A 13,957-nucleotide genomic window follows, 5' to 3' on the forward strand; every position below is an offset into this window, starting at 1 on the left:
TGCTTGGTAGGCGCGAACGCATAGGGGGGACGTGTGTCTTGGATTTGCGCCCCATCGCATCTACGAAGAATTAGACGTCCTCATCGGCATGCCTGGAGCGATAAGGCCGCCCAGTTCAACAGCCTCTCAAGAAGCAAGGCTGGCAGTTCGTCGGGCCAACGACGGTATATGCCTTCATGCAGGCCATGGGACTGGTCAACGATCATGTCGACGCCTGCATGACGAGGTCCAAGGTCGAGCGTGCGCGGGAGACCTTCAGGCGCCCCGGGCGCTGACGCTCGGCTTCCGCATCCTGCCGCAATCCTTCGACGAAGGTTTCGTTCACTCCGTGGAAGCGCTTGCTCTCTACCAGGTCTTCGCCGCGGCGAGCGCCTCGTCGAAATCCAGGCCGTTGACCGGCATCACCGCGAGCCAGTTGATGGGCCCCACGACGTCGAAGACGAGGCCCTTGCCTCCGGTGGCTTCGATGATGCCGGCTCCCGCCGTGTCGCCCGTGCCGACGCCGTAGACGATGCCTGCGCCCGCGAGCTCCACGCTCGCGAAGCCCGCGCCGAGAGTGAGGTTGCCAATCATGCTCCATCATCCACGCCGATGGAGATCATCATGATTTAATCACTCCCGCGTGGGAGAGGCAGCGTTTAGATTGACGAAATGCAGATGAGCACGAAAACAAAAAGCATGACGCGCCGGGGGCTGCTCGGCGCGATGGGTCTGGCGGTGGTGGCGCTTCCCCTTACCCGCTTCCTGGCGTGGGCGAAGCAACCCGCGAAGCAGGTGGGGAAGGGCTGGGCCACCGGAGGAACCGCCGCGATGACCGGCGCCAGTGCCTACCCCAATCCCTTCACTTCCCAGGTGGGAGCGGCGTGCAAGCTGACGTGCGAGCAGGTCGTGGGCCCCTGCTATGGGAGCACGAAGGTGCGCAAGGACATCAGCGAGGGTCACGCGGGGCTGCCCGTGCGGCTCGCGTTCCGGATATTGGATGAGACCTGCAAGCCCGTTCCGGGGGCGAGCGTGGATATCTGGCATGCCGGACCCGAGGGCGTCTATTCAGGCGACGATCAGCACCCGCTCTGCAATCCCCATGACGAGAAGGCGCGAGCCGCGCATTGGTTCCGGGGTGTGCAGACAACGAACGACGAGGGCCGGGTGGATTTCAATACCTGCTTTCCTGGCTGGTACAAGAGCCGGACCGTGCATATCCATTTCACCATCAGGATCGCGGGCACCGAGAGCGTGACGTCTCAACTCTACTTCGAGGACTCGCTCAACGACGACATCCTGAGCACCCAGGCGCTCTACAACACGCGTGGCGTACGCGACACGCGCAACTCAACCGACAAGACGGCGGCACCCGACAAACAGGGTGACTTCGTGCTCCAAACCCGGAAGATGTCGGATGGTGCGCTGCTGGCCTGGAAGACATTCATCGTCCGCTCCTCGACGGGCATTCCCTTGTGCGATGCCAGCAGCGAACACGTCAAGGCGTTGATGAAGTCGGGCGTCAATCCCGCGGACCCAAACACCTTCCCCTCCGAAATGCTCTCCCCGGAGAATTGAGGCGTATAGGAGCATGGCGCGGCACCCTCCCGGATGAGCGACCCCCATTACCGATGGCGAGCTTCAGGTCGAGCGCCAGGGGCTCGCTCGATCTCGAGGCGGCGTCTCAGGTCCTCGAGCAGCCAGCGCCCGGCGGGACCGAGCATTCGATCACGTCTGTGGGCCGCATAGATCGTCAGCCCGTCGCGCGGAGTCGTATCCTGATCGATGTGGAGCAGCGTCAGCCGGCCGGCAGCGATCGGTTCGGCGACGAGATGCTCGGGCATGCGACACCACCCGAAGCCGGCAAGCAGGAAGTCGAGACGCCGTCCAAGATCGACGAAGCGCCATAGTCTCGCGCTTAGAAGCCCATAATTCTCGCCGCCGGGCTCGACTGGATCCGTGAGCACGAGCTGGACGTGCGGCTCCAGGTCAGCCCGCGTAGCCGACCGCCCGAGCGAAGCGAGCGGATGCGCGGGCGCCGCCACGGGCAGCAACCCGATCCGGAGCAGCGGGTAGGCGACGATATCGTCGGGAACGGCAGGTAGGAGCAGGCAGATCGCCAAGGCGGCCGAGCCGTTGCGCAGGCGCCGCAACGAACCGCCGAGCCCCTCCGTCGAGAAGCTGACCGGAAGAGCGGGAAAGGTGCCGCTGAGCGCGCGCAGACTTTCGATCAGCGGCGCCGTCGGCACCAGGGGATCGATCGCGAGCGCGAGTTCGGGCTCCAGCCCCGCGCGCGTGCTTGCCGCCACCGCTTCGAACCGGGTCGCGCTCGCCAGCACCAGCCGCGCCTGCTCGACGAGCACGCGCCCGATCTCGGTCAGCTGCGGTCGGTGACCGCTCCGGTCGAAGAGCAACACCCCCTGCATGTCCTCGAGCGTCGCCACGGCCTGGCTGATCGCCGATTGCGCACGGCGGAGCTTGCGGCCAGCAGCGGAAAAGCTGCCCGTGTCGGCAATCGTCACGAGGACACGCAGTTGATCCAGAGTGAGGTTACCAATCATGATCCATCATCCACGCCGATGGAGATCATCATGATTTAATCACTCCCGCAAGGGAGAGGCGGCGTTTAGGTTGACGAAATGCAACCGACAGGAAACCCCTAATGTCCAAGCTTCTCATCGTCGAGACCAGCCCGCGCGGTGACCAGTCCATCTCGCGCAACATGACCCGCCGCTTCGTCGCCGAATGGCGAGCCGCGCATCCAGGCGGCGAAGTGGCCGAACGCGACCTCATGGAGACCGAGCTCCCGTTCGTCACCGCGCCCTGGCTTCAGGCCTATTTCACGCCGCCCGAGCAGCACTCGCCAGGAATGAAGGAGGCGCTCCGGCTGTCGGACGAGCTCGTCGCGGAGCTGCTTGCCGCCGACCACCTCGTCATCGCCACGCCGGTCTACAACTACAACGTGCCGGCGGCCTTGAAGGCGTGGATCGATCACATCGTGCGCAAGGGGCTGACGCTTGGCTACGATGGGCAAGGCCTCGTCACGGGCAAGAAGGCGACGATACTGCTCGCCTCGGGCGGCGTTTATACCGAAGAGTCGCCGATCCGGAATCGCGACATCGCGACGCAGTATCTGCGCCTGATCCTGAACGTGATCGGCATCACCGACGTGACGATCGTCGCGGGCGGGGGCGCGAAGGTCGTCGACATGGGCAAGGAGACGATGGACGGGTTCCTGGCGAGGATCGAACCCGACATCGAGCGCGCCGCGTCGAGTTAGAGGTCGGGGGTCGAGCTATTGGTCGCCGCGTGACGGAGTGAGGGACGATGCGCCCTCGGACGCGCCGGTCGCGCTCGCGGTGGCCTCGCCGACGAACGTGGCGATGCTCTGCGGATCGACATAGAACGACGCCGCGCCATTCTGGGCCTGATAGCCGCCGCCGTAGCCGACGTTCAGGCTCGACGAGGTGCTGTACTTGGTGAACCTGGCCACGCGACCGCTCGGCACGCTGACGTTGAGGCCTCGGTGCTGCGTGCTGGTGTTGACGACGACGAGCACGATCTTGCCGTCCGGCGTCTCATACGCGGTCGCGTAAACGTCCGAATACGGTTTCTCGGTGGCACCGATGCGCACGGAGCCGGGCCGGACAAAGCGCGCGAACTGGGACATCACATAACCGCGCTTGCTGACACTGCCGTTCTCCGAGATCAGGCCGTAGCTGCGTCGGATGTACCACCAGATGTACCCGCTGTAGTTGGCGACCATGCTCTTGTGCAGTTCGCTGCCCACCTCCAATGCCGACGGCCAGACATTGGCATCGGTGTTGTCGGTGAAGTGCTCGGTCATCCACAGTTCCTTGCCTTTGCTCCGAGCCAGCGGATAGTCCTTCGGCTGCACGCCGTACAGGTGGCCGCCGACGATGTCCAGGTGCTGGCTGGTGGTGGCGTTGTTGAGGATTGGATCGGTCATCGCCGGGTTGAAGTTCAGCGACTCGGCGGCCAACACCTTCAGCGTGCCGAACCTGGCGCCCTGGGCATTCAGGAAATTGGCGAAGTCGGTCCCACTCCACTCCGCCGACTCGTAGTCCGGGTGCCAGTCGGGCTCATTCTGCAAAGAGATCGCGTACAGCGGCGCGTTGTTGTTGGCCATGTAGCTGGCGAAACCGAGCAGGTGCGTCGCATAGGCCTCGTAGTACTGGGGCAACAGTTTGCCGCCGTTGATCAGGCTGTTGTTCGACTTCATGTAGGCAGGAGGCGTCCACGGCGTCCCCAGCAGGAGCGCTCCCTTGGCATGCGCGCGCGCGGCTGAGGGCACCTGTAGATTCCACCTGGAACTCGACGGGTCGATGCGCATCCGCATGATCGACAGGCCGAGCTGGCCGGCGTCGCTGCCGAAGGCCAGATCGACCTGGGCCGGCGTCAGATCGTCGATCCAGCCCGGAGCATTCATGCCGCCGAAGCCGCGAATGGCCTGATGCTTTTTCGATGGATCGATGACGACGTTCTGCGCCGATGCGTTCGCACCGAAAAGACATGCACCCAGCAGAGGCAAGACCACCCGTAGTACGAATGACGTTTTCATGTTGTTCCCCGCGCCTGTGAGATGAGCATCCGGTCCGGTAGCCTGGAGCACCACCGAACCATCATCGCTGACGCCGTGGTCAGCAGGAGGAGTTGGTCTGGGTGAGGAGCCCGAGCTTCCAGGGCAGCAGGTTGTAGTCACCGCCCGCCGAGGGGTTCTTGCCCTGGTAGAGGTACTGCAGGCGGCACGGGTCGATCTCCATCGTCTGGTCGATGCCGGAGCGGATCATCTCTCCGTGGCTGATGTCAGCGCTCCAGGCACCCGACGGGAACGTGACGTTGTTCGCGCGCGCGAACGGGTTGCTCTCCGTTGCCGCCAACGGTGTCCACGAACCGGTGATGCCATTGGCGGTCCACGACCGGAAGTAACGCTTGCCGTCACTGCCGATCGCCTCGACGAGCAGCAGATAGGTGTTGGTGCCCTTGATCTTGTAGATGTTCGACGCCTCCCACAGCGCGTACTTGTTGGAGTCCTGCAACACCATCACGGTGTTGGTGAACCCGTTGGGGAAGTTGGCCACCGTGGTCTGCGCGCGGTAGAGATGGCCGTTGTCGTCGGAGGAGAACAGGTAGCAGTTCAAGGCGTCACAGATGACCCAGAAGTCCACCCAGTACCCGTTGCCGATGTTGCTACGGATGATGTCGGGCATCGAGTTCTGGAAGTTCCGCGGCGCCGACCACGTCTCGGGCCTCTCGATGTCGGTGGTAGTGGAGTACGACGGCAAACCGGTCTGGTAGACCAGATACCAGCGGTTCTGCGGCGCGAACCAGAACACCTGCGGCGCCGCGCGGTACCCGGCGCCGATCGCCGAGCGGTCCAGGTAGTACTGAGACGCCGAGGACGCCTGCGACCAGTCGGCGAAGCCGGTGTACATCATGTTGTAGCCGCCGGTCGAACTGGCGGTCGAGGCGAACACGTGCCACTTGTTGTTGTAGCGCACCACGGTCGGATCCTTGACCGCGACGATGTTGTGCGACGCGTCGGACTTCGGGCCGATCAACACCCCGCTGGACGACCAGCGGAAACTTGATGGGAACGCGGCCGCAGTGGCCACCCCTTGGGTTGAGTCCGTGGACGGTCGAACCACGGCGGAAGCCGCGGCGGTGGCGCTACTCAGGCAAAGAGTGGTCGCGGCGAGCACCGCGCACCAGCGTATTCCTCTCATTGCAGTCCCCATCGTCATCGTTGATGGGCGAGCCGCCTCGATGCCCGATGCAGCCCGACCTGGGTCAAAACTGCCATTCGTCTGAGCTTCAGTCCCAGTCACCATAATGACGTCGTTTTCGACGAGTCAATGCGCGAACAGGACAGATTGTGAGCGCTCACATGGGCTTGTTCGTAAGTGAACGCCAGGTGCTCCGCAATCGCTCGCACCCCTCCCGCCTCGTTCACGTACGCCAGCACTCCCAGCACGGAGTTGAAGAAAAGCCCGCGCATGCTGTGATGAACCGGCATGGAGGCCAGCCGCTGTTGCATCTCCTCCTCGGAGCCGAGCTGCATCCTCATGCCCTTATTTTTCCATGGCTCACGGGCGCGGCCAATGGGGGCGAGGCGGGGTAGGGCGATTCCGTCCGCACCTGCGCGAGGTGGTGGGCTTCCACGTCGAGCAGGCCGCCAACGGACGCGCCGGCCTGGAGCAGGGGGCCGTGCCACGGCGAGCCCCGCAGTGCCCACACTCGTTCCAGACAGGAAATGACCCGCTCCCGTGGACGTAGGGAGGAGGGAGCATCGACCTCGGAAGGAAAGAGCGCATGGATTGGAAGGTGTTGTTCGTCGCCGGAGTGTTGGGCCTCTTGGGGTGCAGGACGCCAGCCAGCTCTGGGAGGGTCACGGACCCGGGACTCCCCACCCTGGCACTCGTTGGGGGCACGGTCTACCCGTCCCCGGACGCAACTCCCATCCCAGAAGGAGTCGTGCTGATCTCCTCGGGGCGGATCTCCGCGGTGGGGCCCCGGTCGGAGGTGGAGATTCCAGCGGGGGCGACCGTCCTCGACACCTCGGGCCAGACACTGTTGGCCGGATTCTGGAACAGCCATGTTCACTTCACCGAGCCGTGGGGGCAGGACGCGGCGGCCCTACCCACGTCCGAGCTCGAGCAGCACCTGCGGGACATGCTGCTGCGCCACGGCTTCGTCCATGTCGTCGATACCGGCTCGTTCCCGGAGGCCACGCTGGCCCTGAGGCGGCGCATCGAGGCCGGCGAGCTGGCCGGCCCCAGCATCATCACCGCGGGAGCCCCACTGGTCACGGTGGAGGGCACGCCTCGGTACGTTCCGGTGAAGCTGCCGGAACTCCGGACGCCGGAGCAGGCCAGGGTGCTCGTGAGGGAGCAGCTCGCGGGAGGCACGGATGCCATCAAGCTCTTCACCTGCTCCCTCACGGAACGCAAACCCTTTCCGGTGATGCCGCTCGCCATCGTCCAGGCGGTGACCGAGGAAGCGCATGCGCACGGCAAGCCCGTCTTCGCGCACCCGACGAACGCGGCGGGACTGAGCGCGGCCGTGGAGGGAGGCGTGGACGTGGTGGTGCACACGGCGCCGATGGCCGGCCCGCTGCCGGACGCTCTCCACGAGGCCATGGTGCGCCGGAAGGTGGCGCTCGTGCCGACGCTCTCCCTGTTCGAGTGGGAGCTGAAGCGCGCCAACGAGGCGCCCGCCGTGCTCGAGCGCTTCACCCAGGTGGGGGCCGAGCAGGTCCGCCACCACGCCCGGCTCGGAGGCCGCATCCTCTTCGGCACGGACGTGGGCTACATGACCGACGACGATCCACGGCGAGAGTACGTACTGCTGAGGGGGGCGGGGCTCGAGCTGCGCGACATCCTGGCGAGCCTGACGACGAACCCCGCGAAACAGTTCGGCCGGGAAGCGCGGACCGGCCGGCTCGCTCCGGGACTGGATGCGGATGTGGTGGTCATCGACGGAGACCCGTCCCGGGACATCGAGGCGCTCGGCAACGTGCGCCTGGTGTTGAGGCAGGGGAAGATCGTCTACCCACTGTCTCCGATGCCGAGATCCCTGGCCAGGCCGGGCTCTCCGTGAGGCGTCAGGAGCAGCGTGCGCCCCCGCGGTACCTTCTTGAACCAGCCCAGTTCGAGCAGACGCGAGGTCAGGGCCTCACCGACACGTGGCCTGAGGGGGCTCTCGCGCCGGGGCCAGGCTCGCGGTACGTCTCACGCCTCCTTGGGGCATAACCGGGCGCTCTGCTGGCATGACCCACCTGCTCTTCACATCCAGTTCCCGTGCCATGGTCGCGGCAACCAGCGGTTCCGCCTGGAAGTGTTGGGTGATGGGTTCTTCGGGCTCAGGGCCAGGCACAGTGGGCAGTGCCTGGACGTTGGAAGCGCATCGAAAGTATAGGACGGATAGGAGCCCTGTAGAGAGGTGGCGGCGAGGAGCGGAGGTGGCGAGGCGGGCCGCTGACGGGGGCCCGCCCGAGCAGTGAGCCAGGCGGGAGGAGAAGCCGCGTTGCCCCTTGGGGTACACGTCGGCCCAGGCCGCCCTCCCATGAGATGCGGGGCAGGGGCCTGGCTCTGTTGGCGCTGGCGGCTTGAGTTTCAACACCACGAGGCGTGGAGGGGCCCGTGCGCCGGGGCCAGCCTCGCACCTGCCGTGGGCAGGCCCAGGTGCTCCAGAATCGCTCGCACCCCTCCCGCCTCGTTCACGTGCGGGTGCTCGTCGCGGGTTACAGCATGGGCGCCCAGGTGGGGCTCCTGCTGGCCTCACGCGCGACCCGTTCTCCACGGCGGAGAACAACCAGGCGCTGTTCGAGGCCGCGCCTTCCAAGCGCAAGGCTCGCAAGGCCTTCGACAGTGGACACACCTTGCCGCGCGAGTACCTCGACGAGGTGCGCCGCTGGTTGAGCGAGACGCGATAATCCTCACTCGACGATGCAGGGCCGGGCTCTCCTCCTCCAGCCCCGGCTCCGCCCCCGCTCGAGGGAGCATGCCGTGCTGATCGCCATCCAGCGCGGCATGCTGGAGCTTCAGGCCTGACGCGCCATCAGCGCATTCAGGCCGGGATAGTTCAGCGCCGGCGCCGGTGGCGTAAGGATTTCGCCGTTTTGCAGGAAGTGCCGCATGGAGTTCGAGACAAAGCTGAACATCGTCTCCGAGATATCGGATCCCGCGCTGAGGCGCCGTACGCCCAGTTGCGCGAGACGTTCTGGCGACGGGAAGCCCGGTCGCACCAGCACATTCAGCGGCAGCGTGCAACCCGCGGCGATGGCGGACATGTCGGCTTCCTCGCGCACTCCAGGCACGAACAGGCCGCTGGCGCCAGCTTCCTTGTAGAGCTGTGCGCGACGCAACGTTTCCGCCACCCGAGCACCCGCGTCGACCAGCGGGCGCAGATAAACATCGGTGCGGGCATTGATGTACAGGTTCACGCCAGCAGCCGCTGCTGCCCGGCGCGTCGCAGCGATTTTCCGGCACAGCAGTTCAGGCGCTTCGGTGCCGTCTTCGATGTTGATGCCGACCACGCCTCCCCGCAGCAGTTCCGTCACCAGCGCGGCCACGCGCTCCGGTTCCGACGCATAGCCGTCCTCGATATCGACACTCAGGGGCAGTTCGCTCACGCGCTTGATGCCCTTCACGGTCGCCAGCAGCAAGTCGGTCGGCAGTCTGCTGCCGTCCGCAAAGCCATGCGACCACGCCACGGCGGCGCTGCTCGTGGCAAGCGCCTTGCTGCCAACCGCTTCGGCAATGCGGGCGCTCCCCGCATCCCAGCAGTTGGACAGCATCAACAAACCTTCTGCATGCAGGGCATGGAACACTTCGTCGTGACGGGTTTTCATGGGTTTCCTTCTACCTCATCCGCCAGGCTCCATAGAACGACGCATGGCTGCTCGGCGGCGCGCACGGAGGCCGGCAGTTCCACCTCGCCAAGAACGAGGTCTAGCGAGGGGGGTAGCTGTTCTGGTTGCTCTCCTGCTGCTGCTGGAGACGGCGGCGGTTCTCTTCGTTCTCGGTTCGGCCTCGCTCCTCCTCGGTATGGGTGACTCCTGAGCGAAGATGAGGCGAGGACCGTATGGACGCACCCTCATGACGAGATGACTGCCCCCACCTCGGGCTCAGCGACATTTTGACGAGGAATAAAACCACGATCAGCCCTGTGCGCAGCGAATACGAGGCAAGACAGCGCGCCTGGGCGTTGGCTCGCGTTTTGCGATTGAGGCGGGTATGTCCTCAGAGCCTCGATCTCGCGATCATGACAAGAGAGAGCAGACGAACCGCACGGTGCTTGTTATCGGCGGCAGCGGGGGAATGTCGGATCGCTACCGTGACGTCGTGGAAGGGCGCGGCTGGTCGCTGCGCCATTACGAAAACCGGCTGCCGCCGGGAGCGCGGCGCGATCTCGGCAAGGTCGCGCTCGTGGTGATCATCGTGAGCATGGTCTCCCACGCGCTCCGCGATCAGGTGCGGAGCCTCGCGGTGGACGGCGCGCCCATCGTCTATCTTCGCAGCGCCTCCGTCTCCGCGCTGCGCGGGCTCGTCGAGCAATTGCCGCGTGAGCAGCGAGACGACATCCTCTTGAGGGATCGACGGTCAGCGTCGACGCCTCGAGCGAGTAGATACATCACCTCTTCGACGTATGACCCTGATTGAGAGAACACGTGCTTCGGTAGCTCGTTGAGCCGCGGCGCCTCGGACTGCGTCGAGGTCGGCCAGTGCGAAGCGAAGAGCTGGTACGTCTTCCGGCCCGGCAACATGCCCAGGGCGAACGTCCTGCGCAGCAGCCCGGCCCAGTCCAAACGGGGTGTGCGCTCCTTCCTCGGCTCCTCCACCGTCGCGGCAAAGGCGGGGCTCTCCTCCTCCAGTCCCGGCTCCGCCCCTGCTTGAGGGAGCTCAAGGCCACCAGCAGCTGGCACTCGGAGCAGCCCTCCATGTGCTCCAGGACGCGCACCCGGTGCTCCACCTCGAGCAGCCCCTCGAGGAAGTCGCTCAGTGTGGTCTCGTCCGGGCAGTCCATCCGGGAAAGCACGTTATCAGAGGAGTCCGGATTCACGAACCCCCGGGTCCCGCGCACGCAACCGCGCGGCCCCTCGCGCGATAACTCCGATTGAACATGGATTTCGATTCTTTCGGAATTCGGAGCTTGAGGTGAGCATGTGTCTCTCGATGTGGCTGCGCCATCTGGCGCTGGTTCTTCTTCCGGGCACCGTCATCGCGTGTGGCGGACCCGGGCTCCCGAGCCCGGGCGGACCCGATGACGTCACGGTAGGCGAGGGCGCGCTGGCCCCGGACGTGACGGTGTCCTTCCAGCGGGGCGTGTCCCCGTCTTCCTCGTACGCGGGTGTCACCGACACGTGGCTCCAGGAGACCGCCCCGTCCACCAACGCAGGCGGGGACACCGTGCTGCGGATGGACCGCGACAGCCCGGCGGGCACCGGGCTGAGCGCCAACGCCCTGCTGCGCTTCGACCTGAGCGCCATCCCCTCGAATGCGACGGTGCGGTCCGTCACGCTGACCTTCACCGTGACGAACCGGACGAGCGGTGAGGGCTTCTTCCTCTATGCCGCGAGCCGCGACTGGAGCGAGTCCCAGGCCACCTGGACCCGGGCCACGTCGACGACGACGTGGAGTGCTCCCGGCGCTCGTGGCGCGGCGGACCGGGGCGCCACCGTGTTGGGGACGATCCTTCCCACCGTCACGGGCACCTACTCCGTGACGCTCGGGGCCGAGGGCCTCGCCGCGGTCCAGGCGTGGGTGAAGAACCCCGCGAGCAACCGGGGCTTCGTGCTGGACGCGGACACGAACATGGACGGGCTGGACGTCGCCTCGTCCGAGGCCACCACGCTGGCGCAGCGCCCCCAGCTGACCGTCACGTACACGCCCGGCTTCGTGCACCCGGGGCTCCACGTCTCCCAGGCGCAGCTCGACTTCGTCAAGGCGAAGATCGCGGCCGGTGCGCAGCCGTGGGCCAGCCAGTTCAGCAAGGCCGCCGGTGGCACGTACGCGAACACGGCCTGGACGCCTCATCCGGTGACGACGATGCAGTGTGGCAACAGCGGCGACACGACGGACATCGGCTGCAACGACTCCCGGCAGGACGCCCTGCACGCCTATACGCTCGCGCTGCTCTGGTACCACACGCGGGACCAGCGCTACGCGGATGCCGCCATCCGCATCCTCGACGCGTACGCCAACACGCTCCAGACCATCGTCTTCGTCAATGGCGACATCAGCACGTACAACGGCCCGCTCCAGGCGGCCTGGCTCGCCGAGCTCTTCCCGCGCGCGGCGGAAATCCTCCGCTACAGCGGCGCGGGCTGGCCGCAGGAGCGGGCCCTCAAGTTCGGTGACATGCTGAAGCGGGCGATGCTTCCGCGCATCGTCAACGGCTGGTCAGGCGGCGGCTCCAACTGGAACAACTCCATGACGAACGGGGTGATGAACATCGCCGTCTACACGGATGACAAGGCGCTGTTCGACAAGTCGCTCGCCATGTGGCGCCAGCACGTGCGGGAGACCTACTACCTGACGAGCGATGGCGCGGTGCCCGTGGCCGCTCCGGACCAGCTCACCGCGGACGGACGCTGGAAGGATGGGGTGCTGCTCAGCAGCTGGCGGGGCCAGACGGAGTTCGGCACGGCGCGCGTGAATGGCATCTCCATGGAGGCGTGCCGGGACTTCGGCCACGCGACGATGTCGATTGCCTCCGTCTCACAGGCGGCGGAGACGGCGCTCATCCAGGGGGTGGACCTCTACTCCGAGCAGGAGACGCGGCTCATCGCCGGTGCCGAGTTCATGGCGCGCTACCTCGTGCCCTATGCGCCGGACAACAACGCGCAGGCCACCATCTCCGTCGACCCCTGGTTCTGCGCGCGCCGGAGCGAGTTCGTGACGAAGAACGGCCAGCGCGTGCCGAACAACACCATGGAGGTGCAGCTCCTCCCGACGTGGGAAATCCTCTACAACCACTACGGGGTGCGCAAGGGCCGCTCCATGCCCTCGACGGCGGCGCTCCTCCCGAGGGTGCGCGCGGGCGGACAGGCCACGGACCTGCAGATGTCCTGGGAGTCGCTCACCCACGCGGGCGTGGGCTCCGTGGGGCTGCCGTAGCCAGGAGGGGGCGCGGGACGGCTTGAGGTCTCCATCTGGCTGGCCTCGCGAAAGGTGGCCTGCGTCGGCGCGGACAACTGGCTACTCCCCCTGCGCCTGGGCCCCGGACAGCAGCGTGCGCTCGTCGCGGAAGAGCTCGAACAGATGGTCTCCCACCGCCTTGACCCGGGGTGCCCGTGCCGCGTCGCGGCGCATCAATATCCAGACCTCGCGCTCGGGCGGAAGCGGGCCGAACGGGACCCGCACGAGGCCAGGGTAGCTCGCGGCCAGGAAACAGGGCAGCAGCACGATGCCGTATCCGGCCTGCGCGGCCGCCGCTTGAGCCTGGAGGCTGTTGCTTCGGAAGACGAACCGGTGGCTGGGAAAGGCGGGAATCCGGCGCGGCACCGGGAACTGGCTGGCGAGCCACACCGGCCAGGGGTCAGGCCATCCTTCGCTGCTGGCGGGCCCACGTCTCGAAGCTCATGGGCGAGAGACCGTAGGAGCGGGCGATCTCGGGCCGTGCCAGCACCGGGGCGACGTTCATGTACGTCAGGCCCCGCGCCACGCCGGGATGCAGGCCGGCGGCGACGGCCTCCTCGACCGTGCCCGACTGCACGACGTACTCCTTGCCGTCGAGGCGCGAGAGGATCTCGGCGATCCGAGGAATCGTGAGCAGGTCGCCAGCGAGCTGCAGCGTCACACCTTTGAACCTGGTGGGGTCGTTGATCGCCGCCGCGGCTGCCTTGCCGATGTCCTCCGGGGCGATGAGCCCGATGGGCCGATCGGTCCTGATCACCGTGACCAGCCGCCGCCCGTCGGCGAAGCAGGCGGGATCGAGCATGGGTTGGTCCATGAAGGTGGCGGGCAGGATGATGGTCCAGCCGTCGAAGCCGGCGTTGCGCACGAGCTCGCAGGTCGCGAGCTTGTTCTCCCAGTAGTCCTCGTGGGACTTCCAGAGACCCTCGGCCCAGCCCTCGACGTTACGGTGGTCGCCGACGCCCGACGTCGCGGTGTGCACGAACGTGCCGACGCCTTCGGCCAACGCGGCCTCGACGAGGTTTTTCCCCTGCTCGCGCTCCTTGCTGTAGTCCACGCCGGTCGCGGAGACGATGGGCGACTGCATCGAGAACACCGCCCGTGCCCCGGCGCAGGCGGCGCGCAGCGACCGCGGATCGTCGAGATCCCCGACGACCACCTCGGCGCCGGCCGCCGCGAGGGCCTTCGCGTTCGGCGCGTCCGGGCTGCGCACCATCACCCGCACGGATGTGCTGCCTTCGGCCAGCAGAGCCCGGGCGGTGGCGCCGCCCTGTCGCCCTGTGGCGGCGGTTACGAGAACGGGAGCGCTGCTGTTCATG

At 66.4% G+C, this 13,957-nt stretch carries 15 protein-coding genes and 1 pseudogene; 7 read left to right on the plus strand and 9 right to left on the minus strand.

The window, feature by feature from the left end; all coding sequences use genetic code 11:
* Positions 1 to 131: 131 nt before the first annotated feature.
* Positions 132 to 275, plus strand: a pseudogene (locus NR810_RS41630) (DNA-3-methyladenine glycosylase I); the annotation flags it as partial.
* A gap of 70 nt (positions 276 to 345) precedes the next feature.
* Here NR810_RS41630 and NR810_RS41635 read toward each other — a convergent pair.
* On the minus strand, positions 346 to 573 hold the full coding sequence (locus NR810_RS41635; protein ID WP_257460835.1) for a hypothetical protein: 228 nt from the start codon (positions 571 to 573) through the stop codon (positions 346 to 348).
* 84 nt (positions 574 to 657) lie between these two features.
* Here NR810_RS41635 and NR810_RS41640 point away from each other — a divergent pair, with 84 nt between their 5' ends.
* Entirely contained in the window at positions 658 to 1,557 is a 900-nt protein-coding gene (locus NR810_RS41640; RefSeq protein WP_257460836.1) for a dioxygenase family protein, read from the plus strand.
* 47 nt (positions 1,558 to 1,604) lie between these two features.
* On the opposite strand, the gene NR810_RS41645 is transcribed toward NR810_RS41640, so the two are convergent.
* Positions 1,605 to 2,540, minus strand: a complete 936-nt coding sequence (locus NR810_RS41645; protein ID WP_239470185.1) for a LysR family transcriptional regulator — start codon at positions 2,538 to 2,540, stop codon at positions 1,605 to 1,607.
* 101 nt (positions 2,541 to 2,641) lie between these two features.
* Here NR810_RS41645 and NR810_RS41650 point away from each other — a divergent pair, with 101 nt between their 5' ends.
* Positions 2,642 to 3,259 carry an FMN-dependent NADH-azoreductase gene (locus NR810_RS41650; RefSeq protein ID WP_257460838.1) on the plus strand — a complete coding sequence of 206 codons (618 nt, stop codon included), beginning with the start codon at positions 2,642 to 2,644 and terminating at the stop codon, positions 3,257 to 3,259.
* A gap of 15 nt (positions 3,260 to 3,274) precedes the next feature.
* Here the strand turns inward: NR810_RS41650 and NR810_RS41655 are convergent, their stop codons facing one another.
* The 3 genes from NR810_RS41655 to NR810_RS41665 form a co-directional block, all read right to left on the minus strand.
* Positions 3,275 to 4,561, minus strand: coding sequence for a glycoside hydrolase family 30 beta sandwich domain-containing protein (locus tag NR810_RS41655; protein WP_257460840.1), 1,287 nt, complete (start codon positions 4,559 to 4,561; stop codon positions 3,275 to 3,277).
* Between the two features lie 79 nt (positions 4,562 to 4,640).
* The gene (locus NR810_RS41660) at positions 4,641 to 5,831 is read right to left on the minus strand and encodes a non-reducing end alpha-L-arabinofuranosidase family hydrolase (RefSeq protein WP_306818961.1); all 1,191 of its coding nucleotides are present in this window, start codon (positions 5,829 to 5,831) and stop codon (positions 4,641 to 4,643) included.
* Positions 5,825 to 6,067: a hypothetical protein gene (locus NR810_RS41665; RefSeq protein ID WP_257460842.1), complete on the minus strand. Its 243-nt coding sequence runs from the start codon at positions 6,065 to 6,067 to the stop codon at positions 5,825 to 5,827. Before NR810_RS41665 ends, NR810_RS41660 begins: the two co-directional genes overlap by 7 nt.
* A gap of 407 nt (positions 6,068 to 6,474) precedes the next feature.
* On the opposite strand from NR810_RS41665, the gene NR810_RS41670 reads away from it, so the two are divergent.
* Entirely contained in the window at positions 6,475 to 7,599 is a 1,125-nt protein-coding gene (locus tag NR810_RS41670) for an amidohydrolase family protein (RefSeq protein WP_257460845.1), read from the plus strand.
* 237 nt (positions 7,600 to 7,836) lie between these two features.
* On the plus strand, positions 7,837 to 7,917 hold the full coding sequence (locus tag NR810_RS52925) for a hypothetical protein (RefSeq protein WP_407653883.1): 81 nt from the start codon (positions 7,837 to 7,839) through the stop codon (positions 7,915 to 7,917).
* A gap of 625 nt (positions 7,918 to 8,542) precedes the next feature.
* On the opposite strand, the gene NR810_RS41680 is transcribed toward NR810_RS52925, so the two are convergent.
* Positions 8,543 to 9,352, minus strand: a complete 810-nt coding sequence (locus NR810_RS41680) for an isocitrate lyase/PEP mutase family protein (protein WP_257460847.1) — start codon at positions 9,350 to 9,352, stop codon at positions 8,543 to 8,545.
* A gap of 385 nt (positions 9,353 to 9,737) precedes the next feature.
* On the opposite strand from NR810_RS41680, the gene NR810_RS41685 reads away from it, so the two are divergent.
* Positions 9,738 to 10,163 (plus strand): DUF2325 domain-containing protein, encoded by a 426-nt coding sequence (locus tag NR810_RS41685; protein WP_257460849.1) that lies wholly within the window; start codon positions 9,738 to 9,740, stop codon positions 10,161 to 10,163.
* Here the strand turns inward: NR810_RS41685 and NR810_RS52930 are convergent.
* Positions 10,135 to 10,527, minus strand: coding sequence for an anti-sigma factor family protein (locus NR810_RS52930; RefSeq protein ID WP_407653884.1), 393 nt, complete (start codon positions 10,525 to 10,527; stop codon positions 10,135 to 10,137). The genes NR810_RS41685 and NR810_RS52930 overlap by 29 nt on opposite strands.
* A gap of 137 nt (positions 10,528 to 10,664) precedes the next feature.
* On the opposite strand from NR810_RS52930, the gene NR810_RS41690 reads away from it, so the two are divergent.
* Complete coding sequence (locus NR810_RS41690) at positions 10,665 to 12,620, plus strand: DNRLRE domain-containing protein (RefSeq protein WP_257460851.1); 1,956 nt, start codon at positions 10,665 to 10,667, stop codon at positions 12,618 to 12,620.
* An 81-nt stretch (positions 12,621 to 12,701) separates the two neighbouring features.
* Here NR810_RS41690 and NR810_RS41695 read toward each other — a convergent pair whose 3' ends face one another.
* Both NR810_RS41695 and NR810_RS41700 read right to left on the minus strand, forming a co-directional pair.
* On the minus strand, positions 12,702 to 13,031 hold the full coding sequence (locus tag NR810_RS41695; protein WP_257460852.1) for a substrate-binding domain-containing protein: 330 nt from the start codon (positions 13,029 to 13,031) through the stop codon (positions 12,702 to 12,704).
* A gap of 10 nt (positions 13,032 to 13,041) precedes the next feature.
* Entirely contained in the window at positions 13,042 to 13,956 is a 915-nt protein-coding gene (locus tag NR810_RS41700) for an NmrA family NAD(P)-binding protein (RefSeq protein WP_257460853.1), read from the minus strand.
* Between the last annotated feature and the right edge of the window lies 1 nt (position 13,957).

Origin of the sequence: Archangium lipolyticum (genome assembly GCF_024623785.1) — a bacterium.
Lineage (GTDB): Bacteria > Myxococcota > Myxococcia > Myxococcales > Myxococcaceae > Archangium > Archangium lipolyticum.

What these genes read in the sequence shown, in the direction of transcription:
- NR810_RS41645 (WP_239470185.1), bottom strand. Translation starts at nt 2,540, where the DNA reads ATGATTGGTAACCTCACTCTGGATCAACTGCGTGTCCTCGTGACGATT.
- NR810_RS41655 (WP_257460840.1), bottom strand. Translation starts at nt 4,561, where the DNA reads ATGAAAACGTCATTCGTACTACGGGTGGTCTTGCCTCTGCTGGGTGCA.
- NR810_RS41635 (WP_257460835.1), bottom strand. Translation starts at nt 573, where the DNA reads ATGATTGGCAACCTCACTCTCGGCGCGGGCTTCGCGAGCGTGGAGCTC.
- NR810_RS52930 (WP_407653884.1), bottom strand. Translation starts at nt 10,527, where the DNA reads ATGGACTGCCCGGACGAGACCACACTGAGCGACTTCCTCGAGGGGCTG.
- NR810_RS41640 (WP_257460836.1), top strand. Translation starts at nt 658, where the DNA reads ATGAGCACGAAAACAAAAAGCATGACGCGCCGGGGGCTGCTCGGCGCG.
- NR810_RS41690 (WP_257460851.1), top strand. Translation starts at nt 10,665, where the DNA reads ATGTGTCTCTCGATGTGGCTGCGCCATCTGGCGCTGGTTCTTCTTCCG.
- NR810_RS41665 (WP_257460842.1), bottom strand. Translation starts at nt 6,067, where the DNA reads ATGAGGATGCAGCTCGGCTCCGAGGAGGAGATGCAACAGCGGCTGGCC.
- NR810_RS41660 (WP_306818961.1), bottom strand. Translation starts at nt 5,831, where the DNA reads ATGGTGACTGGGACTGAAGCTCAGACGAATGGCAGTTTTGACCCAGGT.
- NR810_RS41685 (WP_257460849.1), top strand. Translation starts at nt 9,738, where the DNA reads ATGTCCTCAGAGCCTCGATCTCGCGATCATGACAAGAGAGAGCAGACG.
- NR810_RS41700 (WP_257460853.1), bottom strand. Translation starts at nt 13,956, where the DNA reads ATGAACAGCAGCGCTCCCGTTCTCGTAACCGCCGCCACAGGGCGACAG.
- NR810_RS41650 (WP_257460838.1), top strand. Translation starts at nt 2,642, where the DNA reads ATGTCCAAGCTTCTCATCGTCGAGACCAGCCCGCGCGGTGACCAGTCC.
- NR810_RS41680 (WP_257460847.1), bottom strand. Translation starts at nt 9,352, where the DNA reads ATGAAAACCCGTCACGACGAAGTGTTCCATGCCCTGCATGCAGAAGGT.